This window comes from Amphiplicatus metriothermophilus (assembly GCF_900199215.1).
In the GTDB taxonomy this organism is placed as follows: domain Bacteria; phylum Pseudomonadota; class Alphaproteobacteria; order Caulobacterales; family Parvularculaceae; genus Amphiplicatus; species Amphiplicatus metriothermophilus.
The window spans coordinates 20,967-44,633 of sequence record NZ_FZQA01000002.1; the positions used below are offsets into that span (position 1 = coordinate 20,967).

Sequence of the window (23,667 nt, forward strand, 5' to 3'; positions counted from 1 at the left end):
GGGGCGACGGACGGCGCAGAGGCAGCGCCGGCCCGCGGCTGACGGCGGAGGAGAGACCATGACGGTGAAAACGGCTCTGAAGGACGGCGTTCTCGTGATGACGATCGACAACCCGCCGGTGAACGCCCTCGGTCAGGCGGTGCGCGCGGGGCTCGCCGCCGGGCTCGATCGGATCGAATCCGATCCGGCGATCCGCGCCGCGATCATCATCGGCGAAGGAGCGATATTCTCCGGCGGCGCGGACATTCGCGAGTTCGGCAAACCGCCGCAGAAGCCATACCTGCCGGACGTGCTGAACCGGCTCGAGAAATGCCGCGTTCCGACGATCGCCGCCATGGCCGGGCCGGCCATGGGGGGCGGGCTTGAGACCGCGCTGGCCTGCCGGTACCGGATCGCCGGGCCGAAAGCGCGGTTCGCCCTGCCGGAAGTCAATATAGGCCTCATCCCCGGGGCCGGAGGCACGCAGCGTCTGTCGCGCCTTATCGGCGTGAAGCGCGCTGCGGAGATCATCACGACCGGCAAGCCCGTGGACGCCGAAGCCGCCGCCGCGACAGGCCTCGTCGACCGCCTCGCCGACGGCGATCTTCTGGAGGCCGCGCTCGCTTTCGCGCGCGAAGTCGCCGATGCAGCTCCCCGCGCGCCGTTGTCGGCGGTTCCGCGGCCGTCCGACTGGGACGAGGGGTGGCTTTCAGATTACGAACGAAAATGCCGGGCGCGGGCGCGCGGCCAGCTTTCCCCCGTGAAAGCGTTCGAGGCCGTGCGCGCTTCGGGAACGATGCCTTTCGCTGAAGGCCTGGCGAAGGAGCGCGCGCTTTTCATGGAGTGCATGGAGAGCGACCAGCGTCAGGCGCTCATCCACGCCTTTTTCGCCGAGCGCCATGCCGGCAGGCATCCCTCGCTCGAAGGCGTCTCGCCCCGGCCGGTTGAAACGGTCGGCGTTCTGGGGGCTGGAACGATGGGCGCGGGCATCGCCATCGCCTGCGCCGGCGCGGGTTATCGGGTGCGGATCTTCGACGCCAAACCGGAGGCGCTGGAGGCCGGAATGGCGCGCATCCGCAAAACGTTCGAGGACGCCGCCGCAAAGGGCCGGCTCGCACCGGACGCGCTCGCCGCCGCGCTCGCCCGCGTCGCGCCGGCCGACGGCATGGAGGCGATGGACGGCGCCGATCTCGTCATCGAAGCCGTGATCGAGCGCATGGACGTGAAGAAAGACGTCTTCGCCGCGCTCGACCGCATCGCAAGGCCCGGCGCAGTGCTGGCGACGAACACCTCTTATCTCGATGTCGACGAAATCGCCGCGGCGACAGGCCGGCCGCAGGACGTCGTGGGCATGCACTTCTTCAGCCCCGCGAACGTCATGCGCCTGCTCGAAGTGGTGAAGGCCGAAAAGGCCGCGCCTGACGCGCTCGCTACAGCGCTCGCCGTGGGCAAGAAGCTCGGCAAGGTTTGCGTGATCGCCGGCGTGTGCGACGGCTTCATCGGCAACCGCATGTTCAAGAAGTATCGCCAGCAGGCGGAGTATCTGATCGAGGACGGCGCGTTGCCGCAGGAAGTCGATGCGGCGATGCGCGCGTTCGGCTTCGCCATGGGGCCGTTCGAGGTGTTCGATCTGGCCGGCCTCGACATCGGCTGGCACAACCGGCGGCGCGAGGATGCGACCCGCGACCCGCGCGAGCGTTATGTGGACGTCGCCGACAGGCTCTATGAAATGAACCGTCTGGGCCAGAAGACCGGCGCCGGCTGGTATCGGTATGAGAAGGGCGATCGCACGCCGCATCCCGATCCGGCGGTTGAGGCGCTGATCGTCGAAGCCTCGCGGCGCAAGGGGATCAAGCGCCGCCCGATACCCGCGGAGGAGATCCGAGAGCGGCTGGTCTACGCGCTTGTCAACGAAGGCGCGCGCATCGTCGAGGAGGAAATCGCGGCGCGTCCCGCCGATGTCGATCTCGTCTTCATTCACGGCTACGGCTTTCCGGCCTGGCGCGGCGGGCCGATGTTCTACGCCGATCAGGTCGGGCTCGCGCGCGTGCTTGAAACAATTGAACGCTTCGCGCAGGAAGACGGCTTCGCTTGGAAGCCATCCGCGCTTCTCCAGCGCCTTGCGCGCGAGGGCGGGGATTTCGCCAGCCTTAACGAGAGCCGCTAAAAGGCGGCTAAAAGATTAATCAAATGATCCGCGGGCGGGCCGATTTTCACGGCGATGCGCCGCCCGGCGTGCGGCCGAATGGCCGCTCAAGGTTATCATTTGTTGCGGTTCGTTTACCAACTATCCTAACAGGCGGTTAAGGCTGGGCGGCTAGAGTGCCTGCGCGGCGTGGGACAGGTCCGCGCTTCGTGAGGGTAGCCCTATGACCGTCTATCGCAATCAGCGGATGTCGCGCGGCGACGGCTGCGCGGCTCGACGCGACGGAAAACTGAAGCGCCGTATCCGGCGTTTCGCAGCCGCCCGCGACGGCAATATCGCCATCATGTTCGTGTTCATGCTCGGCGCGCTCATGCTGTTCGTCGGCGGCGCGGTCGACTTCACGCGATACAACATGGTTCGGGCGGACCTCGTCGAATCCATGGACGCCGCCGGCCTCGCCATGGCGCAGATAGACGCCCTCAACGGACCGGAGATCCAGGCGGCTCCCGATCGGGAGGAATATCTGAAGCAACAAGGGCGGAAGTTTTTCTATGAAAACTTCAAACATGCGAACTGGGTCGAAGATCTCAACATTGATTTCGAGCTCACGTCCTCGACGATCACGCCAAAAGCCGCCGGACGCGTGCGAACCCTGTTTTTGCATATCGGCGAGATGCTTCAGTCAGGCGGCGACAAGCTGACGTATCTGAATTTGAACACCGAAACGCAGATTGTCCGCCGCGACGACGGCAACATCGAAGTGGCGATGGTGATGGATATCACCGGCTCGATGTCCGGGCAGCGAATCGCAGACCTCAAAGCCGCCGCCAAGGAAATGATCGATATCGTCGTACGCGACGATCAGAGCGAGTGGTATTCCAAGGCGGCGCTCATTCCCTATTCGATGGGCGTGAATGTCGGCGGATACGCGAACCAAATCCGTGGTTCAGCGGCGGGTCCCATTGCAATTACGAACATCGCAAGAGCCGATATCGGATCTCCGGTAAATATTACAAATATTCGAACGGATTATAATCCTGTAAGAGTGTATACATCAAGTAGCCAAGGATTTTCAAATGGAGACACAGTATGTATAGAAGACGTCGATAGCAGCGGTTATGGCTCAAACAAGCTTGAAGATCAAGTTAACGACAAGGCTTTCACTGTTTCGAATGTTACATCCAGCACCTTTCGACTTGATGGCGTGAATGGCTCCTCTTGGTCCGGTTCCTATCAGTCTGGGGGCGTAGTAAGAGAATGCAAAGTTATAGTGACCGCATCTGGGCACGGATTTTCTACGGACGACTACGTGCACATAAATGGCGTTGTCGGGGTAGATGATGTCAACAATAACACCACGAACTCTTGCCCGGATGCTAACGACGACGACGTTTGCGATGGAAAAGCTTGGCGCATAGAGAAGATCGACAACAACACCTTCGCGCTCAAAGACCTTTTTAAGGGAGTCCGTTACGACGGCTACGTATCAGGGGGCTCTGCTTGGTGCACAGTACCTGGCTGCGAATATCATCTCTTTCCAAGAGCCAGTGATGGGAGAAAGAAAATATTTCAAATTACCACATGCGTTTCTGAGCGTGTTGGATCACAAGTCTATACAGACGCGCCGCCTTCGATCGCCTATGTCGGCCGCATCTACAAGGGTTCGGAGAACACCTGCCCGGCCGAGCCGATCGTGCCGCTGTCGACCGACAAAGCCGCTTTGAAGGCGTCCATCGACGCTTATAACGCAGCCGGGTCGACGGCGGGCCAGATCGGCATTGCGTGGGGCTGGTACATGATTTCGCCGAATTTCGGCTATCTGTTTCCGAGCGAGAGCGTTCCGGCGCCTTATGACGACGACGAGACCACCAAGGTCGTCGTCATCATGACGGACGGCGAATTCAACACGCCCTATTGTCAGGGCGTGATCGCCAAGAACGCCGCCAGCGGCAGCGGCAGCAGCGCCAACAAGATCAACTGCGACGCGACGAACGGCGATCCGTATGCACAGGCGCTTAGTCTGTGCTCGGCGATGAAGGACGAAGGCGTCGTCGTCTACACCATCGGATTCGATATCAGCTCCAGCGCCGAAGTGACGAACCTGCTGACGAACTGCGCATCCGGTCCCGATAATGTCTATTTCGCCGCCACAGGCGACGAACTGCGCGACATTTATCGAGCCATCGGCAGCGAGATCACCAAGCTGCATATCAGCAAATAGGAGTTAGGAGCATGCGCGCCTTCGTATGGAAAGCGTTTACGGGCGGGAGCCGCCGACGACGCGGTTTCGCCCGCGATCGGGGCGGCGCGTCGGCGGTGGAGTTCGCTATCGTTGCGCCTGTCTTCCTGATGTTCATGTTCTCGACCTTCGAGGTGGCGTGGTTCTATTTCGTCAACGCCACCGTGGACAGCGCCAGCATCAACGCCGCCCGTCTGTTGCGCACCGGGCAGGTGCAGAAGGCGGAGCTCGACAAGAACGAATTTTTCTATGACGTCGTCTGTCCAAAGCTCAAGCTGTTCGGGGATTGCTCTTCACGGCTAACGGTCGAGGTGAAGACATTCTCTTCGTTCTCGGAACTTGTGGCCGATACGACGCCTGTCGTGTGTCAGGACGAGGAGCAAACCGTCATCGACGCCATTCCATACGAGCCCGGCGCCGATGAATCCATCGTCAGGCTGCGTTTGTGCTTCATGTACGACACCATCAATCCGGCGATCGGCATGAAGCTCGCCCAGAACGAAGCCGGTCAGCGCAAGGTCATGGCGAGCTACATTCTGCGCGTCGAGCCTTACACGAAGCAAAGCCCTGCGAGCTAAACGATGGAAAGTCTGATTTTACGCATGGGAAAGACGATGCGCGCCCTGCCTGATCGCAGGTATGGCAGGTGCGCCGGTATCAGCCGCGTTCTACGATTTTGCCGAGAAGCGAAAGGCATGGCGGCGACGGAATTCGCTCTGATTCTGCCTATTCTCGTTCTGATTTTCTTTGGCATGCTGGAGGCGTCGGACGCCATGCTGGCCAATCGGCGCGCCACCAACGCCGGCAACGCGTTGGCTGATCTCGTAAGTCAGGCAAAAGTCGTGACGCCCAGCGAACTCCAGGAAATATTCACGGGGGTGACGCGCATGCTGCAGCCGCCAGACGGCTCCAGCGTATCCATGACGGTGGTGAGCGTTTCGCTAGACCCTGACGATAATTCCCGCATGCTCGTGGAGTGGAGCCGCAACAATGCCGGAGAGACGCCTTACGCAGCAGGGTCCGAATATGACAGGATCGACGACGTTACGGTACTTCAGTCCGGGGTCTCTCTGGTCGTTTCGGAATTGATCTATGATTACAACTCGGGCCTGACGAGCAGGGTTCTCGGCTCGCCGCTAACGATCTCCCGAATCGCTTCGCGCTGGCCGCGGCGCTCGGTTCGGGTGAAGCTGTGCCCTGATGCGAACCCATATTGCTGACAGGTCCTTGGCGACGCCATGATCGCTTGGCGACGGAAGTGTCGCCGGAATGACGCTGCGTAGCCGGCCCGTCAGGGAAGGGTTCCTGTTTCGATGAACTGTTCCGCGCTGCGCATCATACATGTCTTTCCCACTTTTGCGATCGGCGGGCAACAGATGCGGCTGGCTTCGCTGGCCCGCGGGCTGGGATCTGACTTCCGGCATGTCGTGGTCGGTCTTGACGGCGACCTGGGCGCGCTCGCTGCGTTCGACGGCGTCGAAATCGAGGCGAAAACGTTCGCGCTGAGGAAGGGCCGCGGCCTTTTTCCCGAGAATATCGTCCGGCTGCGCCGACTCCTGGGCGATTCAGGCGCAGACCTTCTTTGCACCTATAATTTCGGCGCCATCGAGGCGGCGATCGCGAACCGTTTCGGTCCCCGGCTGGCGCATGTTCACCACGAGGACGGCTTCGGGCCGGATGAAGCTTTCGGGCGGCAGAAAAGGCGCCGCGTGTGGCTGCGCCGCCTGGCCTTGCGGCGCGCGACGACGGCGGTCGCCTCGCTTGGCCTTGAACAGGCGGCGCTCGAAGTCTGGCGCCTGCCGCGCGCAAGGGTGAAGCGCGCGCCCGCCGGCGTCGACGTCAAGCGCTTCGCCGCCGCGTCCCGCGCGCGCAGAGCGGGGTCGCCCGTCGTCATCGGCGCGGTCGGCGCGCTGCGGCGTGAGAAGAATTTCGCACGCCTGATCGAAGCGTTCTCCGCGATCGGAGGGGAGGCCGACGCGCGGCTCGTCATTCATGGCGAAGGGCCAGAGCGGGCGCGGCTCGAAGCGCTGATTCGCGGCCGCGGGCTTGCGGGCCGCGCGTTTCTGCCGGGCGCGACTCCGGCGCCGGAGGACGCCTACGCCGCGATGGACGTCTTCGCGCTGTCGTCGGATACGGAACAGACCCCCTTGAGCGTGATGGAGGCCATGGCGGCGGGTCTTCCGGTCATGGCGACCGACGCGGGCGATATCAGGGAAATGGTCTCGGAGGAAAATCGCCCTTATATTCTCCCGCTCCATGACGGCGAGGCATATAAAGCGGCGTTGATGACGTTGATTCGCGACGAGACATTGCGGCGCAATATCGGCGCGGCGAACGCGCGCCGCGCGCGCGCGCGCTTTCCTGTCGAAGCGATGGTCGACGGGTTCCGGAAGATTTATCTCGATGCTGTCGTGGAGGCGCGGCGATGAGGTTCGAGCTCGCGCCCGTCACGGACGTCGAAGCGCTGCTCGCCGAATGGCGCGCGCTTTACGCGCAGGCGCCGGCGAAGTCGTTCTTTCTCTCGCCGGCCTGGATGGCCGCATGGCTCGCCGGCGCGCCGTCGCGGGGGCTGCTGCGGGTCTTGCGCGGGTCCGTCGGCGACAGGCCGATGCTCCTTGCGATCATCGGCTCGACGGGGCGTCGCCGCCCGCCGCTCGTCGGCCCGCGTTGCGCCCACCTTCACGAATTCGGCGAGGAGGCGCTCGACGCCGTCTACATCGAGGATAATGATTTCCTGATCGGGCCTGACGCGCCTGACGATGCCCGCACGCGCGCCTTGGCGGCGCTGGCGGATGCGCTCACGGACGCCGACGAGATCGTGCTGCGCAATGTGCGTCCGTCGCTCGGTTTCGCCGTGAACGAGCTGTGCGGCGTGGGGGAGTGGGAGCTGCGCCGCGTCTGGACGCAGCCGACCTACGCCGTCAATCTCGACATGTTGCGCAAGCTCGGCTGCGATTACCTGTCGAGCCGGTCGAGCGGGCTGCGTGCGAAAGTGCGCCGCGCCCGGCGACTCTATGAGATCCGCGGTCCGATAAGAGCGAAACTGGTTCAGGCGGGCGACGAGAAGGCGCGCGCCTGGCGCGAGCTCATCGATCTGCATCAGGACGGCTGGCGCCGTCGCGGCGAAGCCGGGGCGTTCGCCAACTCCGCCCTGACAGCCTTCCATGAGCGATTCATGGCCGCCAATCCGGAACGGTGTCATCTTTTCGCCGTTGACGTCGGCGACGCGCCGTTGGGCAGGCTCTATAACTTCATCGATGACGGGCGCGTGCTGAACTATCAGGGCGGTTTCCGTTTCGAGGATGACAATCGTCTCGCGCCCGGTCTTCTGACGCACGCACTGGCGGCTCAATACTATCTTGAGCAGGGATTCGACTCTTACGATCTGCTTGTCGGCGAAGCGGAGTACAAGCGTCGGCTTGCCGATCAGAGCGGCGTGCTTTCGACGATCGTGCTGGCGCGACGGGACTTTCGCGCGCGGTTGCGCGATTCGCTCAGGCGCGCGCGCGAGCTGGCCTGACGGCGCGAAGGAAAGCGTCGAACATCAGCACCGTCCAGAGCTCCTGTCCGGCGTCGAGGCGCCCGGCGCGGTGGGCGCGGGCGAGCGCTTCGACCTTTCGCGCATCGAACAGGCCGCTTTCCCGCCAGGCGCGCGAGGAAAGGAACGTGTCAAGCGGACCTTTCCGGCGACGCAGCCATGCCGCGACTGGCGGCGAAAACCCCTGTTTCCGCCTGCGGAGGATCGCGTCCGACAGGCGGGCGCGCAGCGCCGCCTTGAGCGCGCGCTTGCCTTCGCCGCCGGCTCGCCGGTGTTCAGGCGGCGCGCCGCAAGCCCATTCGACAAGAACATGATCGAGGAACGGCGCGCGCGTCTCTAGCGAGACGGACATGGCCGCGCGGTCGAGCTTCGTCAGCATCCGGCCGGGAAGCCACACGCCGAGATCGGCGGCTTGCGCGGCGTCGAGCGGGTGGTCGAGACCGCGCATCGCCGCAGCGACGACGTTCTCCGGCGCATAATCGGCCGAGGAATGTTTGAAATCGTCCGATAGAAGACGATCCATCCGCTCAGGCAGATTCGCCGCCATCGCGCGGGCGTAAGCCGTAGAACCATCGAGAGCCAGCGCCTGCAATGTCGTCCTCAGGCGCAAGGGACGCGGCGCGCCGTCGAGCTTGGGATAGAGCGTCCCCGCGGCGCCAAAGATCGCGCGGCGCAACGATTGCGGCGCGAGCCGGCGAATGCGCTCCTCAAGCAAGTGGAACGCATGCCGGCGGTAGCCGGCGAAAAGCTCGTCCGCGCCGTCTCCCGTAAGCGCGACGGTCATGCGCGCGCGCGCCTGTCGGCACAAGAGATAAGTCGGCAGCGCCGAAGGATCGGCGAAGGGCTCGCCATAGGCGGCCGCAACCGGGTCAATTAGCGCAGCCGCGTCGATCGTCGCCAGCGTTTCGTCGTGCTCGCTCGCATAACGTTCGGCGACAAGGCGCGCGAAAGGCCGTTCGTCATGGTTCTTCTCGTTGAAACCGATGGTGCAGGTCCGAACCACCCCCCCCGCTTGCGCCATCGACGCGACGACGGCCGAGGAATCGACGCCGCCGGAGAGAAAAGCGCCAAGCGGTTCATCGGCGATCATTTGCAAGCGGACCGCTTCATCGAATCCGTCGAGAAGCCCCGTTTGGGCCGCCTCGAAGCCCTCGCCGGTTCGCGCCGCGAAGTCGGGACGCCAGTATCGCCGGATTTGGGGCGCTTCGCCGCGCCTTACGGTCAAGGTAGAGCCGGGCGGCAGCTTGCGCACAGTGCGATAGACCGATTTCGGATCAGGAATGAAGCCGTAAAAAAAGTAATCTGCGAGCGCTTCATGATCGAAGTCGAGCGCGACGAGACCGGAGGCGGCTAGAGCGGCGATCTCTGATGCGAAGACGAGAAAAGCGTCCGCACTCAGAGCGTAGTAAAGGGGCTTTTCGCCGAGCCGGTCGCGAGCAAGCAGGAGCTCGCCGCGCGCTTCGCTCCAGAAGCCGAACGCAAACATGCCGCGCAGTTCTTTTATGTAATCCAAGCCATGCCGGGCGATGCCTTCGGCCAGAACCTCTGTATCCGAACGGGTTGACAGGGCGACCCCTTCTGTGCGCAGCCGCGCCGCCAGCGCCTGATAGTTGTAGATTTCTCCGTTATAGACGAGAACGCCGTCCGCGCCGCTGGCGTGAAACGGCTGGGCGCCGCCTTCGCGGTCGATGACGATGAGCCGGCGATGGGCGAGGCCGACGCCCGGCGCGATGTGAAGCCCCTCCGCGTCCGGCCCGCGATGGGCCAGCGCGTCGGCCATGCGCTGGAGCGCGGCGCGGTCTATCTCGCGCGCGGCCTTAAGGTCGACGATGCCGGCGATCCCGCACATCGCTCAACCGCGGAGTCTGTCGCGCAGGCGCGCGCGCCATCGCGCGAAGGGCTCCGCGTCGGCGAGAAAGGCTGCGAGCGACTCTCCTGGCGAGGCGTCGTCGTCCGCCGGCGCAAGGAGAATGAATGCGCCGGCCGGATCTTGCCGTCCGCGCAGCCGTCGTCCGACCTGGGCGAGTTTCAGCGCGCGCGCATCCGTGAATGGCGTGTCGCCGAGCCAATAAAATCGCGTGAGCGCAAAACGGCGTCCGGCCGCGCTCTCGACGAGGTCCGCGCTCAGCGGACGATATCCGCTGAGAGGCGGATGAAGCGTCGAGTCATTTTCGATTTTGCGCCAGCCTGCGGGCGGGACGGCCAAGGCTGTCGTCTCGGTCCCGCGCCGTTCGTACGTCAGATAGGCGGCGACGACTTCGACGCCCGCGCCGCCTTGTGCGTAAGCAATGCGTGTGGTGCTGTCGGCCGGCGGCACGTCCCATTCGTTCGTAGAAGGAAGAATGCGCCAGCCTGGCGCGTTGAGGGGCGGCAGGCTTGCAGGCGCGATGACGCCTGGGGCGCGATCGACGACAAAACGCGCGTAAGCGCCGGCGGCGGTCGGCAGGCTGACGAGCGCGGCGAAAAGGAGCGCTGCGCCGGCGCGCCTCGATGCCGGCGTCGGCGCTGGGGTTGCGGGCGGCGCGGTCTGGGCGCCGGCGAAGCGTCGGGCCAGAGCGGCGAGGGCGAGCAGGATGATTCCATAAAAGGCGAGGCTGAGGCCGAAATGGTCGGCTGCGATCTCGACCGCGCCGCCGGAGCGCGCCGTGATCGTGATGATCAGCGCGACGCGCGCGATATTGGCGAGAATCGCGACCGCAGCGGCGACTCCGACGAAGGCGACTGCCCGCCCCGCCGACAGGCGCGCAAAATGCGAATAGGCGAGCGCCAGCATCGTCGCGGCCAAAAGGAAATTAAGCCCGGCGCAGGACGGCGCGATCAGAAGCGTCCCCTTCGGCGTGTCGATGAGGCGTCCGTCAAGGCGCGCCTCGGCGCCCAGCATGTTCGCCAATGCAAGCGCGCCCTGGGCGGCGATGGTCTGCAAGACGGGCAGGACGATTTCGCCGAACGGAACCATGAAGAAGAGAAGGGCGAAAGGAATCGCCCAGGCTTTCGCGTTCGTTGGGCCAAAGGCGAATATCGCGCCGGCGATCAGCAGGCTAACGAAAGCCAGTTGCTCGACGATGGCGGCGTTCCCGGCGTAGCCCGCGAGCCACATGAAGGCGGCCGCGCCGGCTGGGATCAGCGCCGGCGGCCAGAAGCGCGGGCAAGCCGCCTCGCGCCGGCTGAGGAGGATAAGCCCAAGCGCGAGCGGCGCGGCGAGCGCCCCATGCCGCCAGGTCGAGGACGTCGTCCATTGCTGCGCCATGTCGGCGAGGCTTGGCCATAGGAGCGCGCAAACCGCCAGCGCGAAAACGCCATAAGCGATAAGCGCCTGGCGCCATGGTGCGCCAGGCGTCGCCGCTACGACGGGCCTTCCAAGCCCGATGCTCGCCTGTTCTGTCATCCCCAAGTCGCCGGCTCCGGCCGATTGCGCGTCGGCTTGCCCGATGCACGCTTCAGACCAGCCGGGGGCGAGCCCGCCGAAGGTCCGTTAACGATTGAGCCGACCTTCGATCAGGGCGTCCACCACGGCGGGGTCGGCGAGCGTCGAGATGTCGCCAAGCGATCCGTAATCGTTCTCGGCGATCTTGCGCAGGATGCGCCGCATGATCTTGCCGGAACGGGTTTTGGGCAGGCCTGGCGTGAAGTGAATGAGGTCGGGCTGGGCGATCGCGCCGATCTCCTTGCGCACGGCGTCCTTCAGCTCCTTCGTCAGGGCGGCCGACGGCGCTTCGCCCTCCATCAGGGTCACATAGGCGTAAACGCCCTGGCCCTTCACGTCGTGCGGATAGCCGACGACCGCGGCTTCGGCCACCTTCGGGTGGGCGACGAGGGCGCTTTCGATCTCCGCCGTGCCCAGACGATGGCCGGATACGTTGAGCACGTCGTCCACGCGGCCGGTGATCCAGTAATAGCCGTCCGCATCGCGTCGCGCCCCGTCGCCGGTGAAATACTTGCCTGGATAATTCTTGAAGTAGGTGTCGATAAAACGCTGGTGGTCGCCGAACACGGTGCGCATCTGTCCGGGCCAGGAAGAAAGCAGCACCAGATTGCCCTGCGCTTCGCCTTCAAGAAGATTCCCCTCCGCGTCGACGATGCCGGCCCTGATCCCGGGCAGCGGCCGGGTCGCCGAGCCGGGCTTGAGCGCCGTCGCGCCCGGCAGGGGCGAGATGAGTATGCCGCCGGTCTCGGTCTGCCACCAGGTGTCGACCACGGGGCAGCGGCCGTCGCCCACGACGCGGTGATACCACAGCCAGGCCTCCGGATTGATCGGCTCGCCCACTGTTCCGAGAAGGCGCAGCGACTGGCGCGAGGTCGTCTTCACGGGCCCGTCGCCTTCGCGCATCAACGCGCGGATGGCCGTCGGCGCCGTGTAGAAGATGTTCACCCGGTGCTTGTCCACGGTCTTCCAGAAGCGGGAATAGTCCGGCCAGGTCGGCACGCCCTCGAAGACGAGCGTGGTCGCCCCGCAGGCCAGAGGCCCATAGACGATATAGCTATGGCCGGTGACCCAGCCGACATCCGCCGTGCACCAATAAATCTCGCCCGGCTTGTAGTCGAACACCGCATCGAACGTATAAGCGGCGTAGGCGAGATATCCGCCGGTCGTATGCAGCACGCCTTTGGGCTTTCCGGTCGAGCCGGACGTATACAGGATGAACAGCGGATCCTCCGCGTTCATGGTTTCGGCCGGGCAGAAGGGGGAGACGTCGTCTCGCGCTTCGCCATGCCAGAAGAGATCGCGCCCGGCGACGATCGGAACATCGGCTTTCGTACGCTCGACGACGAGCACGAGCCGCACAGTCTGCGCGCGGGCGAGCGCTTCGTCGACATTGCGCTTGAGGGGGATGATTTTGCCGCCGCGCACGCCTTCATCGGCGGTGATGACGGCGACGGCGCCGCAATCGTTGATGCGGCTCGCCAGCGCCTCCGGCGAGAATCCGCCGAAGACGACCGAATGCACCGCGCCGATGCGCGCGCAGGCGAGCATGGCGTAAACCGCTTCGGGAATCATCGGCATGTAGATGACCACCCGGTCGCCTTTGCGCACGCCGCGCGCCTTGAGGACGTTCGCCATGCGGCAGGTCTCTTCGAAGGCTTCGCGATAGGTGATCTTTTTATGCGTATCCGGGTCGTCGCTTTCCCAGATGACGGCGACCTCGTCGGCCTTATCCGGCAGGTGACGGTCGAGGCAGTTCGCGCAGGCGTTGAGCGCGCCGTCGTAAAACCAGCGGATATGCAGATCGTCGGCGCTGTAAGAAACGTCGGAGACTTTTGAAAAAGGCCTGATCCAGTCGAGGCGCCGGCCGACCTCGCCCCAGAACGCGTCCGGATCCTCTTCGGCGAGCCGGCGCATCGCCGCCTCCTTTCGGGCGGTGACGTTGGCGGCTTCCGCGAGAGCCTTCGGCGCGGGAAAGAGGTTCGGTTCGGAGGTCATTCGACGTTTGCTCCCTGTTTCGCCTTGTCGCGCCGCCTGCCGGCGGGCGCGGGCGCGATGTTAGGACATGGCGGGAAAAGGCGCAAAACCGCACGGGGCCGGCGCCCTGTCGGCGGAAAGATCAGCCCGCCGAGGCGGCGTCGGCGAGAATGAAACAGGCGATCCTGCGCGCCTTGAGAGCCTTGCAGGTCTCGCTCGCCTCCTCAGCGTTGAGGGTGACGAAACGGGCGCGATAAAGATAATCGCCCGCCGCCGTAACGGTCGGCTGCACTGCGCGCGGGCGCGCGACGAGTCCCGCCTCGCGGGCGGCTTTCTCGAGCTCGAGCTGCGCCATCTCTTTCGTCGAATAGGCGCCGATCTGAACATGCCAGACGGGCTCGCCGGCGAAAGAAGCCTCGGCGTCGCCTTCGCTCCATATTTGCGGAGCGGAAAGCGAAGCCAGACGCGTGCGTTCATATTCGTTGAGGTCGTCCTCTACGGCCGCCGAAGCGATGAGCGAGCCGATGACGTCGCCGGCCTCGGCAGCGGCCGGCGCTTCGCCGCCGAGCCGGGTTGCGGCGAGGGCGACCTCCTCGCGCATCGCATCACTGCCGGCGACCGTCGGGATGGTCTTCTGGCTGGCGGCATGCGCAAGCAGACTCGGCTTCAGCCGCGGGCTCGGCGTGTTGCGGTGCAGGGACGCAATCAGCGTCGGATTCTTTTTCAGCCGCCCGAAGGCGTCATCGAGAATCTCGCGCATGTGGGCGTCCCGGGTGCGCACCGAGCGCCCGCCCAGCACGATGCCGATGAGACGGTTTCCGTCCCGGGTCGCGCTGGTCGCCAGATTGAACCCGGACATGCGCGTGTAGCCAGTCTTCAACCCGTCCGCGCCCGGATAGGTTTTCACCAGCGCGTTGTGAGTGCGATAGGTGCGCCCGCTCCACTCGAAGTTCTCGGTGGAGAAGTAATGATAATATTGGGGGAAATCCTGAACGAGGCGCTTGCCTAGCACGGCCATATCCCGCGCGGTGGTGCGCTGCTTGGAGTTCGGCAGACCGGAGGCGTTGCGAAACGTCGTACCGCGCATGCCGAGCGCGCGCGCTTTTTCGGTCATCTTCTGGGCGAAACGCCATTCCGAACCTGCGATCGCTTCGGCCACGACGACGGCGACGTCGTTGGCGGATTTCACCACGAGCGCTTTGACCGCCGTGTCGACGTCGATGGTCTCGCCTGCAGTCAGGCCAAGCTTCGAAGGCGGCTGGCCTGCGGCCTGGGCCGAGACCTTGAGTTTCGAATTCGGCGACAGACGACCCGCCTCCATTTCCTCGAACAAGAGATAGAGCGTCATCATTTTGGTCAGGGACGCCGGATAGCGCGCCTCAGTGGAATATCGGTCGAAAAGAACGTCGCCCGAATCGGCGTGAACGACGATGGCGGCGTATTTGGGATTGGCGGCGGCGGGAATGCAGGCGAGCAGGAATGCTGTCGCGCAGGCCCACGCCAAGAATGACAAACGCGAAACAAGAGTCATTTTGCGAGCCTCGCCCAACCGCGCGCGCTATTCAAGATGACGGCGGGTGCCCCCGACCGTCGCTCTGTCCGACCGCCCGCAAACGCAGCATGCGGCCGGCGAAAGAAGGCCGACGACCCGGCCGTACCGATCCTGTCTGGGTCGCTCCCGAGCAAGCGGCGTGCCGCGGCCCCGCGACAGAGGACCATTGTCGCTGCCGCCGGTAAACTGTTCGTTAACCGTCTCCGGCCGTTACGCGCAAAAAGTTTTGTGCATCGCACAAACTCCCCCTTGACGGCGCGGGGGCGAGTCTCTATGTTGCATCGCACAAGAGATTTGCGCATAATTCCCATCAGGGAAGGAGAAAAATCATGGCGACTGCGAAAAAGACTACCGGCGCGGGCGAAGCATTCGCTTTCGACGCCTTCAGCGCGGCCGGCCCCGAGGCTTTCAAGGAAAGCTACGAGAAGTTTTCTGGCGGCGTGAGCAAGCTTTTGGACTTCCAGAAGGGCGCGTTCGAGGCCGCCATCGCCTCCAGCGGCGCGCTCGCCAAGGGCTTCGAGAAGGCCGCCTCCGAACAGGCCGCCTTCGCCAAGCAGGCCTATGAGGAGGGCGTCGCGGCGGCGAAAGCGGCTGCGGCTTCCAAGAGCCTGCAGGATGCGTTCGAGGTTCAGACCGAATACCTGCGCACGGCCTTCGAGAAAAATCTCGGCCAGTACAATAAGTTGACCGATCACTGGCTCGCGACCGCCAAGGAGGCGGCCCAGCCGCTGACTGAGCGTTACGGCGAGTTCGTCGATCTGGTTCAGTCCTATCGCCCGTAAGCGGGCGCGCGGCGGCGCTTGTCGCGAAAATTTGTACAGTCGCGTAGGAGAGAGGCCCGGTGCGTATCGCCGGGCCTCTTTCCGTTTTTCCCGCCTGCTAATTCTTCTAAAATGCCGCCGTCTGGCGGTTTGCGTCTTTTCAACCTTGACCGGATACATATCTAATTATGCAGCCGCGGCGCGCGCCGCGAGCGAGTGTCAGGTCGGTCGATCGTATCGGGTTATGGCGGAAGAACGCGACAATCAGCAGGGGCCTGGCGTCGGCGTGGTGACGAAAACCCAGCCGAAGACGCGGCGGCCTTCGCTCTACAAGGTTCTCCTCTTGAACGACGATTACACGCCGCAGGAGTTCGTCGTCTGGCTGCTGCAGGCGGTTTTCAACAAGGGTCCGGAGGACGCGATCCGGATCATGCTGCACGTGCACCAGAACGGCGTGGGCGTTTGCGGCGTATACACCTACGAGGTGGCGGAGACGAAAGTCGCCCAGGTCATGGAGCTTTCCCGCCGCAATCAGCATCCCTTGCAATGTACGATGGAGCGGGAGTAGCGCGTGGCCTCATTCAGCAGAAGTCTCGATCAGGCGCTTCATCGCGCAATCGCCCTGGCGACTGAGCGCGAGCACGAGCTCGCGACCTTGGAGCATCTGCTTCTTGCGCTCACGGAAGATCAGGACGCTGCGGCGGTGATGCGGGCTTGCAATGTCGACATCGAGCTTCTGCGCAGAAATCTCTATGAGTTCATCGAGAACGATCTTGCGAATCTGAAGGCCGAGACCGGCCAGCAGGCTAAACCGACGGCGAGCTTCCAGCGCGTCATCCAGCGCGCGGTCATTCACGTGCAGTCGTCCGGGCGCGAGGAGGTGACCGGCGCCAATGTGCTGGTCGCGCTGTTCGCCGAACGCGAGAGCCACGCCGCGCATTTCCTGCAGCAGCAGGACATGACCCGGTTCGACGCGGTCAATTATATCTCGCACGGACTCGCCAAGCGACCGGGCGAGAGCGTTTCGCGAACGCCGCGGGGCGCAGGCGAGGACGCCGAAGCGAGCGGCAAGCCCGGCGACAGCGCGCTGGCGGCCTATTGCGTCAATCTCAACGAGAAGGCGCGACAGGGCAAGATCGACCCGCTTATCGGGCGCGAGGCCGAGATCGAGCGCTCGATCCAGATTCTCTGCCGCAGACGGAAGAACAACCCGCTGCTTGTCGGCGATCCGGGCGTAGGCAAGACCGCCATCGCGGAGGGACTAGCGCGCAAGATCGTGGACGAAGAGGTGCCGGAAGTTCTTCAGGACTCGGTCATTTTCGCGCTCGACATGGGCGCGCTGCTCGCCGGCACGCGTTATCGCGGCGACTTCGAAGAGCGCATCAAATCTGTGCTGCGCGAGCTCGAAGAACACGAGGACGCCATCCTGTTCATAGACGAGATCCACACTGTGATCGGAGCGGGCGCCACCTCGGGCGGGGCGATGGACGCCTCGAATCTTCTGAAGCCCGCCCTGCAGTCCGGCGCGCTGCGCTGCATGGGTTCGACGACGTACAAGGAGTATCGTCAGCATTTCGAGAAGGATCGCGCGCTCGCGCGCCGGTTCCAGAAGATCGACGTCTACGAGCCGAGCGTCGAGGACACGGTGAAGATCCTCACCGGTCTTAAACCCTATTTCGAGAAGCATCATCACGTCGAATATACGCCCGACGCGATCAAGTCGGCGGCGGAGCTTTCCGCCAAGCACATGACCGATCGCAAACTGCCCGACAAGGCGATCGACGTGATCGATGAAGCCGGCGCCCGGCAGATGCTGTTCGCGCCGAACCTGCGTAAGAAGGTGATCGACGCCGAGGACATCGAAGAGATCATCGCAAAGATGGCGCGAATCCCGCCGAAGTCCGTCTCGAAATCCGACACCGAGCGGCTGCGCAATCTCGGCGAGGATCTGCGCCGGGTGGTGTTCGGGCAGGACGCGGCCATCGATCAGCTCGCCGCCGCGATCAAGCTTTCGCGCGCAGGGCTTCGCGAACCGAACAAGCCCATCGGCAGCTATCTCTTCGCCGGGCCGACCGGCGTGGGCAAAACCGAGGTCGCTAAACAGCTGGCGATCCTGCTCGGCGTCGAACTCATCCGCTTTGATATGTCCGAATATATGGAGCGGCATACGGTCTCGCGCCTCATCGGCGCGCCGCCAGGCTATGTCGGCTACGATCAGGGCGGGCTGCTCACCGATGCGATCGACCAGCATCCGCATTCGGTGCTGCTGCTTGACGAGATCGAAAAGGCGCACCCGGAGATATTCAACATCCTGCTCCAGGTGATGGACAACGGCCAGCTCACCGACACCAACGGCAAGAAGATCGACTTCCGCAACGTCATTCTCATCATGACGACGAATGCGGGCGCGCAGGACGCCGCCAAGCTCGCCATCGGCTTCGCCGGCGGTCGGAAAACCGACGAGACTGACGAAGCGATCAAGCGCCTGTTCACGCCGGAGTTCCGCAACAGGCTCGACGCAGTCGTGCATTTCGCCGGCCTTACCCCGGCGATCATCGACCGCATCGTCGAGAAGTTCGTCCTACAGCTCGAAGCCCAGCTCGCCGATCGAGGGGTCACTTTCCAGTTGTCTCCCGAGGCGACGCGATGGCTCGCCGAGCGCGGCTTCGACGACGAGATGGGCGCGCGTCCGCTCGCCCGCGTCATTCAGGAGCATGTCAAAAAGCCGATAGCGGACGAAATCCTGTTCGGAGAGCTCAGGAACGGCGGTCTGGTCAAGGTCTCGCTTGACAAGAACGATCCGAAGAAGCTCGCCTTCGAGTTCGTGCCCGACAAGCCGCCCGCCGGCGAGCCAAGCGTGCCGGCGTTGGTGGACAAGAGCTAGCGCCGGGCATCGTCTAAAGTCATGCTTGTCTTCCGACCGCTCGACTTGACGCCGCGGCTGGGGTCGGGAAGGGTGGCGGCATGACCGCCGATCAAGCCGAAGCCCGAGCTCATTACGACGCGCATGGCTATGCGCATCTGCGCGAGGTCGCGCCGCCGGCGGTCGCGCGCGGTCTTCTCGGCCTCATCAGCCGCGATCTGACCGCTCGGCCGGAGACGTTGGCGCGCACGCTGAAAAAGCCAAGCGTCAACACGCGGCCGGCCTATGAGTTCTATGGTTACCATTACGCGCCCGTGATGGGTTTCCATTGGGGGCTGACCTCGCGCATGTGCGAGGTCACGGGCAAGCGCCTTATCCCAACCTACGCCTATTTTCGGGTATACCAGCAGGGCGATGTTTGCATCGTGCATTCCGATCGGCCGTCCTGCGAGCACAGCCTGTCGATGCCGCTGGGCTATTCGGACGGGCGCGTGTGGAGCTTCGCCATCGGCCGGAACTGGTATGACTTCGAGATCGCCTCGAAAATGGAGGCCGCGCGAGATTTCGGCGACGAACCCTTCAGCGAGCTTCAGCTAAATCCCGGCGACGCCGTTCTCTACAAGGGGGTGAACTATCGGCACGGCAGGCTCACGCCTAATCCGAACCGCTGGTCGGCGCATCTTTTCCTACACTGGGTCGACAGCGAAGGCCCCTATAAAGAATGGGCCTTCGACAAGCAGGCGCTTCCTGAAGTTCGGGACTTTCCTTTTCCGGAGCCGGGAGCCGCGACCGGTTAAAGCGCCGCGGAGATGCGCGCGGCAAGCTCTTTCAGCGTTTCGGCGTCGGCCGGCTGGCCGGCGGCGTGCGGGCGCTCCGTCCTTTCCTGATAAACGGGAATGACGTGAAAATGGATGTGAAAGACGCTCTGCCCGGCGGGCGCGCCGTTGAACTGTACGATGCGCACGCCGTCAGGCTGGAGCGCCTTCTCAACGGCGCAGGCGATCTTCTTGACGGCGGCGATCAGGGTCTTGAGCTCATCGTCCTCGATGTCGAAAAGATTCGTCGCCTGCGCTTTCTTCGACGTGACAAGCGTATGGCCTTCCGATTGCGGAAAGATGTCCATGAAGGCAAGCACAGCCTCGTCCTCGTAGACCTTCACGCAGGGCGCATCGCCGCGGATAATCTTCGCGAAGATATTATCGGGATCGTAGGGCTGCTTTTCCGTCATGTTCAGATCTCCGTTGAAGGGGCGTCCGTTACGGCGCCGCATTGAGTACACCGTAAGCGGCGAGAGTTCCACCATGCGGCCATGCCGAGAACAACGAACAGAAAGGTCGGAAAAAGCCAAGGCTTTACACGCGTGAATCGCGCTCCGCCGCATTGCTTGCAGAGCGTGCCGTCGAAGGCGTAGCCGGTCTGCTGACGCCCTTCGTCCACACTTGCGAGCAGCATTCGTGCGGCGTACGCTTGATTGGATGGCGCGAGGATCCGATACCCGCCGAGCGCGACGCGGTGCAGCGGCAGCGTGGAAAGAGTCTGCGCCTCGCCGAGAAGGGCGTCCACGCCGTTCGCCTGAAGAAAGCCGCAGGCGACATGGGCTTCTTCAGGGTCATAAATCGTCGCGACAGTCACGAGTTCCGGCATGAGATCGGTTCATCCGCGCCTGAACGGCGCGTATTCCTTCAAAAAGTCTATTTCTGCGGCGTTCTGCGCGCGCTCCTGTGCGAGATAGCGCGCGACCGCCTCGCGGAAACCGGGATCGGCTATCCAGTGCGCCGAACGGGTCTCGACCGGCTCATAGCCGCGCGCAATCTTGTGCTCGCCCTGGGCGCCTGCCTCGACGCGCGCAAGGCCCCGCTCGATGGCGTATTCCACGGCCTGATAATAACACAGCTCGAAGTGCAAAAAGGGGTGATGCTCCGTGCAGCCCCAATAGCGCCCGTAGAGCGCGTCGCCGCCGATGAAATTCAACGCGCCGGCGATAGGAACGCCCTCCCGCTCTGCGACGATCAGAAGAACCCGCTCGCCCATGCGTTCGGCGATCAGGCTGAAAAAGGCGCGAGTGAGATAGGGCCGGCCCCATTTGCGCGCGCCCGTGTCCTGATAGAAGCGCCAGAAAGCGTCCCAGTACCGTTCCGTGATCTCTGCGCCGGAGAGATGGCGCACGACGAGGCCCGCGCTCAGCGCCTCCCTGCGTTCGCGCCGAACGGCCTTGCGCTTGCGTGCGGACAAGGCCGCGAGAAAGTCGTCGAACGTCGCGTAGCCGCGGTTGAACCAGTGATACTGGGCCCCGGCGCGCGGCAGGAAGCCTTGCGCGGCGAAATGGGCGGCGTCCTGCGCGCTCAGGAAATTGGCGTGCACGGAGGAGACGCCGAAACGTTTCGCGATCTGCACGATCGCTGCGGCGAGCGCGCGCCGGCGTGTTTCGTCCGCGGCGAGCAGACGCGGGCCCGGAGCCGGGGTGAACGGGACGGCGCAGACGAGCTTGGGATAGTAACGTCCGCCGGCGCGCTCGTAAGCGTCGGCCCAATGATGATCGAAGACGTATTCGCCCTGACTGTGGCTTTTGACATAAAGCGGCGCGACGCCGACGGGGCGACCGTTTTCTTCCAGCGCGACATGCGCCGGCGCCCAGCCGGCTTCGGGCGCGACCGAGCCGGACTCTTCGAGGGAAGCGAGAAAGTCGTAGGCGAGAAAGGGGTTGTACGGCGCAGCGGGAGGGTTGGCGACGGAGTCCCATGTTTCGCGCCCGATTTCGGCGATCGCCGAGGCCGTCCGCGCCGAGAGGAGATCCCCGCCGTCGGCCATCACGCGATCTCGAAGACGCCGTCGATCTCGACCGCCGCGCCCATGGGCAGGCTTGGCGCGCCGACGGCCGCGCGCGCGTGCCGGCCGGCTTCGCCGAAAACCGCGACCATGAGGTCCGAGGCGCCGTTGATCACTTTCGGATGATCGGCGAAGTCCGGCGCGCAGTTGACGAAGCCGCCGAGCTTCACCACGCGCCTGACCCGATCGAGATCGCCGCCGGCTGCGGCCTTGAGCTGGGCGATGAGGTTGATTCCGCAGGCGCGCGCCGCTTCGACGCCGTCATCAAGGGAAAGGTCCGCGCCGAGCTTGCCTTTGATGAGCTGATCAGGCGTGCTCGACACCTGTCCCGAAATGAAGACCAGATTGCCGGCGACCACATAGGGAACGTAGTTCGCCACCGGCGGGGCGGGGTCAGGCAGGACGATGCCGAGCTCGGCGAGTTTGCTGTCGATACGGCCCATGGGCGGTCCTCCATTTGGCTCCGGCGTTACAACGAGATGGCGGCTCGCGCCCGCGGCGTCAATCGTTCCGGGCTTGATCGCCCTTCGGACGCAGCGCGCGCCCGGCGGCGATCGCCTTCGCGCCGAATTTCGCGCGAATTTCATCTATCGCGCGCTCCTGCGCCGCTAGGCGCGCCTGAGGATCGCCGAAGAGATCGTCCTGCGCGGCGCCTGCGCCGTCGTTCGCAAGGTCTGAGAAGCCGACGCCGATCAGCCGCCAGGCGCGTCCCGGGGCGGCCTCGGCGAGCAGCGCGCGGGCGGCGGCGAAAGCCGCTCGGGCGAGGTTGCTCGGTCGATCGAGCGTCTCGCGCCGCGTGATCGTCCGAAACTTCGAATCCTTGAGTTTGAGCGTCACCACGCGGCCCAGAAGATTCGCCTTCTTCATCCGCATGGAAACTTTTTCGCAGAGCGCCCAGAGAACGTCCTCGAGTGCGCGCAGGTCTCGAATGTTCGCCTCGAACGTCGTCTCCGCCGAAACGCTTTTCGCCTCCCGCTCGGGCCGGACGGGCCTTGCGTCCTCGCCTCGCGACAGGCGCGCCAGCCGCAGGCCAGTCTCGCCGTATCGGCGGGCGAGTTCGGCCGGGTCGGCCTTCTGGAGTCGTCCGATGGTCGCAAAGCCGTCGCGCGCAAGCCGCGCCGTCATCGCCGCGCCGACGCCCCAGATGAGCGAAACCGGCTGCGGAGCGAGAAAGGCGAGCGTCTGCGCGCGCCCAATCACGGCGAAGCCGCGCGGCTTGTCAAGGTCGGAAGCGATCTTCGCGAGAAACTTGTTATGGCTGAGACCCACCGAAACGGTGACGCCGATCTCGCGTTCGATACGCTGCTGCAGCCGCGCGAGCGCGACGGCGGGCGGCGCGCCGTGCACACGCTCGGTGCCTGAGAGATCGAGAAACGCCTCGTCGATAGACAAGGGTTCGACGAGAGGGGTGAGCGCTTCCATCATTGCGCGTATCTGGCGCGAGACGGCGGCGTATTTCGCCATGTCGGGCCGGATGACGACGGCGTCGGGGCAGGCTTGCAGCGCCTTGAACATCGGCATCGCCGAGCGCACGCCATAGGTGCGTGCGACATAACAGCAGGTCGACACGACGCCGCGTTTTCCCCCGCCTACGATTACGGGCCGATCGGCGAGGGCGGGGTCGTCGCGCTTTTCGATCGCCGCGTAGAAGGCGTCGCAATCGATGTGAGCCACGGCGAGGCCGAAGAGCTCGGGATGCGAAACGAATCGCTTCGAGCCGCAGGTCGGGCAGCGTCCAATAAGGGCTTGGACAATAGCGAAGCAATCCCGGCATAAGGATAAAACACTTGTTTTATCAATATGTTGTTCAGAATAATTCATGTGGTGTCGAAGCCTGGCGGGGCGGCTGGGCCCTTCGATAAACAATCAATTAATACCTTTCAGGCGATATGGGCGAAACCATTCACCAAGGTTCCGGCCCGCCGGGGCCCTAGCGATGGCCGAGCGAATGCGCGACATGGCGGCGATGGAAAGCCTCGAAGCGTCCGCGACGACGAAGACGGTTCTCATCGTCGAGGACAACGAACTCAACATGAAGCTCTTCCACGACCTCCTGGAAGCGCACGGCTATCGCACGCTCGAAGCCAGAACGGGGCCAGAGGCGCTCGCGCTCGCGCGCCGGCACCTGCCGGACCTTATTCTGATGGATATTCAGCTGCCGGAGATTTCAGGGCTACAGGTGACCCGGCAGTTAAAGGAAGATGAATCGCTCGCCGCCATCCCTGTCATCGCCGTCACGGCCTTCGCCATGAAGGGAGACGAGGAGCGCATCCGCGCCGGCGGCTGCGAGGACTATATCGCCAAGCCGATCTCGGTCGCCCATTTTCTTGAGAAAGTGAAAAGATATTTGGACTAGGCTCAGGCG

20 protein-coding genes are annotated in these 23,667 nt (G+C 64.1%); 11 read left to right on the plus strand and 9 right to left on the minus strand.

Annotation, left to right across the window (positions count from 1 at the left end; translation table 11 throughout):
- Positions 1-58: 58 nt before the first annotated feature.
- The 6 genes from CHB64_RS04790 (at position 59) to CHB64_RS04815 (ending at position 7,884) form a co-directional block, all read left to right on the plus strand.
- On the plus strand, positions 59-2,146 hold the full coding sequence (locus CHB64_RS04790) for a 3-hydroxyacyl-CoA dehydrogenase NAD-binding domain-containing protein (RefSeq protein ID WP_089411493.1): 2,088 nt from the start codon (positions 59-61) through the stop codon (positions 2,144-2,146).
- Positions 2,147-2,348: 202 nt separating this feature from the next.
- On the plus strand, positions 2,349-4,346 hold the full coding sequence (locus CHB64_RS04795) for a pilus assembly protein (protein ID WP_089411494.1): 1,998 nt from the start codon (positions 2,349-2,351) through the stop codon (positions 4,344-4,346).
- Positions 4,347-4,357: 11 nt separating this feature from the next.
- Entirely contained in the window at positions 4,358-4,942 is a 585-nt protein-coding gene (locus CHB64_RS04800; RefSeq protein WP_089411495.1) for a TadE/TadG family type IV pilus assembly protein, read from the plus strand.
- A gap of 117 nt (positions 4,943-5,059) precedes the next feature.
- Positions 5,060-5,584, plus strand: coding sequence for a TadE family protein (locus CHB64_RS04805; protein WP_159462416.1), 525 nt, complete (start codon positions 5,060-5,062; stop codon positions 5,582-5,584).
- A 93-nt stretch (positions 5,585-5,677) separates the two neighbouring features.
- On the plus strand, positions 5,678-6,793 hold the full coding sequence (locus CHB64_RS04810) for a glycosyltransferase (RefSeq protein ID WP_089411497.1): 1,116 nt from the start codon (positions 5,678-5,680) through the stop codon (positions 6,791-6,793).
- Positions 6,790-7,884 (plus strand): GNAT family N-acetyltransferase, encoded by a 1,095-nt coding sequence (locus CHB64_RS04815; RefSeq protein ID WP_089411498.1) that lies wholly within the window; start codon positions 6,790-6,792, stop codon positions 7,882-7,884. The genes CHB64_RS04810 and CHB64_RS04815 overlap by 4 nt, the downstream gene beginning before the upstream one ends.
- On the opposite strand, the gene asnB is transcribed toward CHB64_RS04815, so the two are convergent.
- From asnB to CHB64_RS04835, 4 genes are all read right to left on the minus strand, one after another.
- Positions 7,859-9,751 (minus strand): asparagine synthase (glutamine-hydrolyzing), encoded by a 1,893-nt coding sequence (gene asnB / locus CHB64_RS04820; RefSeq protein WP_089411499.1) that lies wholly within the window; start codon positions 9,749-9,751, stop codon positions 7,859-7,861. The two genes, CHB64_RS04815 and asnB, sit on opposite strands and share 26 nt — an antisense overlap.
- Positions 9,752-9,754: 3 nt before the next feature.
- Positions 9,755-11,287, minus strand: a complete 1,533-nt coding sequence (locus tag CHB64_RS04825) for an exosortase C-terminal domain/associated protein EpsI (protein WP_089411500.1) — start codon at positions 11,285-11,287, stop codon at positions 9,755-9,757.
- Between the two features lie 87 nt (positions 11,288-11,374).
- The gene (gene acs, locus CHB64_RS04830; protein WP_089411501.1) at positions 11,375-13,321 is read right to left on the minus strand and encodes an acetate--CoA ligase; all 1,947 of its coding nucleotides are present in this window, start codon (positions 13,319-13,321) and stop codon (positions 11,375-11,377) included.
- 121 nt (positions 13,322-13,442) lie between these two features.
- Positions 13,443-14,831, minus strand: a complete 1,389-nt coding sequence (locus CHB64_RS04835) for a D-alanyl-D-alanine carboxypeptidase (RefSeq protein ID WP_089411502.1) — start codon at positions 14,829-14,831, stop codon at positions 13,443-13,445.
- Positions 14,832-15,181: 350 nt separating this feature from the next.
- Between CHB64_RS04835 and CHB64_RS04840 the strand changes: the two genes are divergently transcribed.
- The 4 genes from CHB64_RS04840 (at position 15,182) to CHB64_RS04855 (ending at position 19,273) form a co-directional block, all read left to right on the plus strand.
- A complete protein-coding gene (locus CHB64_RS04840) occupies positions 15,182-15,634 on the plus strand; it encodes a phasin family protein (protein ID WP_089411503.1) in 453 nt (150 codons plus the stop codon).
- 223 nt (positions 15,635-15,857) lie between these two features.
- Positions 15,858-16,181: an ATP-dependent Clp protease adapter ClpS gene (gene clpS, locus CHB64_RS04845; RefSeq protein ID WP_089411504.1), complete on the plus strand. Its 324-nt coding sequence runs from the start codon at positions 15,858-15,860 to the stop codon at positions 16,179-16,181.
- Between the two features lie 3 nt (positions 16,182-16,184).
- The gene (gene clpA, locus CHB64_RS04850; protein ID WP_089411505.1) at positions 16,185-18,497 is read left to right on the plus strand and encodes an ATP-dependent Clp protease ATP-binding subunit ClpA; all 2,313 of its coding nucleotides are present in this window, start codon (positions 16,185-16,187) and stop codon (positions 18,495-18,497) included.
- Between the two features lie 80 nt (positions 18,498-18,577).
- Positions 18,578-19,273 carry a hypothetical protein gene (locus CHB64_RS04855; RefSeq protein WP_089411506.1) on the plus strand — a complete coding sequence of 232 codons (696 nt, stop codon included), beginning with the start codon at positions 18,578-18,580 and terminating at the stop codon, positions 19,271-19,273.
- Here the strand turns inward: CHB64_RS04855 and CHB64_RS04860 are convergent.
- Genes CHB64_RS04860 through CHB64_RS04880 form a run of 5 tightly spaced genes read right to left on the minus strand, consistent with a single transcriptional unit; the run spans position 19,270 to position 23,123 of the window.
- Positions 19,270-19,704: an HIT family protein gene (locus tag CHB64_RS04860; protein WP_089411507.1), complete on the minus strand. Its 435-nt coding sequence runs from the start codon at positions 19,702-19,704 to the stop codon at positions 19,270-19,272. The two genes, CHB64_RS04855 and CHB64_RS04860, sit on opposite strands and share 4 nt — an antisense overlap.
- A 2-nt stretch (positions 19,705-19,706) precedes the next feature.
- Positions 19,707-20,120: a hypothetical protein gene (locus CHB64_RS04865; RefSeq protein WP_089411508.1), complete on the minus strand. Its 414-nt coding sequence runs from the start codon at positions 20,118-20,120 to the stop codon at positions 19,707-19,709.
- Positions 20,121-20,129: 9 nt separating this feature from the next.
- On the minus strand, positions 20,130-21,284 hold the full coding sequence (locus CHB64_RS04870) for a GNAT family N-acetyltransferase (protein ID WP_089411509.1): 1,155 nt from the start codon (positions 21,282-21,284) through the stop codon (positions 20,130-20,132).
- Complete coding sequence (locus tag CHB64_RS04875) at positions 21,284-21,745, minus strand: RidA family protein (protein ID WP_089411510.1); 462 nt, start codon at positions 21,743-21,745, stop codon at positions 21,284-21,286. Before CHB64_RS04875 ends, CHB64_RS04870 begins: the two co-directional genes overlap by 1 nt.
- A 58-nt stretch (positions 21,746-21,803) precedes the next feature.
- Positions 21,804-23,123 (minus strand): DNA polymerase IV, encoded by a 1,320-nt coding sequence (locus CHB64_RS04880; RefSeq protein WP_089411511.1) that lies wholly within the window; start codon positions 23,121-23,123, stop codon positions 21,804-21,806.
- 115 nt (positions 23,124-23,238) lie between these two features.
- Between CHB64_RS04880 and CHB64_RS04885 the strand changes: the two genes are divergently transcribed.
- On the plus strand, positions 23,239-23,658 hold the full coding sequence (locus CHB64_RS04885; protein ID WP_375790374.1) for a response regulator: 420 nt from the start codon (positions 23,239-23,241) through the stop codon (positions 23,656-23,658).
- The last annotated feature ends 9 nt before the right edge of the window (positions 23,659-23,667 follow it).

Excerpts from the sequence above, each read along its gene's own strand:
- CHB64_RS04790 (WP_089411493.1), top strand. The coding sequence starts at position 59 with ATGACGGTGAAAACGGCTCTGAAGGACGGCGTTCTCGTGATGACGATC.
- CHB64_RS04795 (WP_089411494.1), top strand. The coding sequence starts at position 2,349 with ATGACCGTCTATCGCAATCAGCGGATGTCGCGCGGCGACGGCTGCGCG.
- CHB64_RS04800 (WP_089411495.1), top strand. The coding sequence starts at position 4,358 with ATGCGCGCCTTCGTATGGAAAGCGTTTACGGGCGGGAGCCGCCGACGA.
- CHB64_RS04805 (WP_159462416.1), top strand. The coding sequence starts at position 5,060 with ATGGCGGCGACGGAATTCGCTCTGATTCTGCCTATTCTCGTTCTGATT.
- CHB64_RS04810 (WP_089411497.1), top strand. The coding sequence starts at position 5,678 with ATGAACTGTTCCGCGCTGCGCATCATACATGTCTTTCCCACTTTTGCG.
- CHB64_RS04815 (WP_089411498.1), top strand. The coding sequence starts at position 6,790 with ATGAGGTTCGAGCTCGCGCCCGTCACGGACGTCGAAGCGCTGCTCGCC.
- asnB (WP_089411499.1), bottom strand. The coding sequence starts at position 9,751 with ATGTGCGGGATCGCCGGCATCGTCGACCTTAAGGCCGCGCGCGAGATA.
- CHB64_RS04825 (WP_089411500.1), bottom strand. The coding sequence starts at position 11,287 with ATGACAGAACAGGCGAGCATCGGGCTTGGAAGGCCCGTCGTAGCGGCG.
- acs (WP_089411501.1), bottom strand. The coding sequence starts at position 13,321 with ATGACCTCCGAACCGAACCTCTTTCCCGCGCCGAAGGCTCTCGCGGAA.
- CHB64_RS04835 (WP_089411502.1), bottom strand. The coding sequence starts at position 14,831 with ATGACTCTTGTTTCGCGTTTGTCATTCTTGGCGTGGGCCTGCGCGACA.
- CHB64_RS04840 (WP_089411503.1), top strand. The coding sequence starts at position 15,182 with ATGGCGACTGCGAAAAAGACTACCGGCGCGGGCGAAGCATTCGCTTTC.
- clpS (WP_089411504.1), top strand. The coding sequence starts at position 15,858 with ATGGCGGAAGAACGCGACAATCAGCAGGGGCCTGGCGTCGGCGTGGTG.
- CHB64_RS04855 (WP_089411506.1), top strand. The coding sequence starts at position 18,578 with ATGACCGCCGATCAAGCCGAAGCCCGAGCTCATTACGACGCGCATGGC.
- CHB64_RS04860 (WP_089411507.1), bottom strand. The coding sequence starts at position 19,704 with ATGACGGAAAAGCAGCCCTACGATCCCGATAATATCTTCGCGAAGATT.
- CHB64_RS04865 (WP_089411508.1), bottom strand. The coding sequence starts at position 20,120 with ATGCCGGAACTCGTGACTGTCGCGACGATTTATGACCCTGAAGAAGCC.
- CHB64_RS04870 (WP_089411509.1), bottom strand. The coding sequence starts at position 21,284 with ATGGCCGACGGCGGGGATCTCCTCTCGGCGCGGACGGCCTCGGCGATC.
- CHB64_RS04875 (WP_089411510.1), bottom strand. The coding sequence starts at position 21,745 with ATGGGCCGTATCGACAGCAAACTCGCCGAGCTCGGCATCGTCCTGCCT.
- CHB64_RS04880 (WP_089411511.1), bottom strand. The coding sequence starts at position 23,123 with ATGAATTATTCTGAACAACATATTGATAAAACAAGTGTTTTATCCTTA.
- CHB64_RS04885 (WP_375790374.1), top strand. The coding sequence starts at position 23,239 with ATGGCCGAGCGAATGCGCGACATGGCGGCGATGGAAAGCCTCGAAGCG.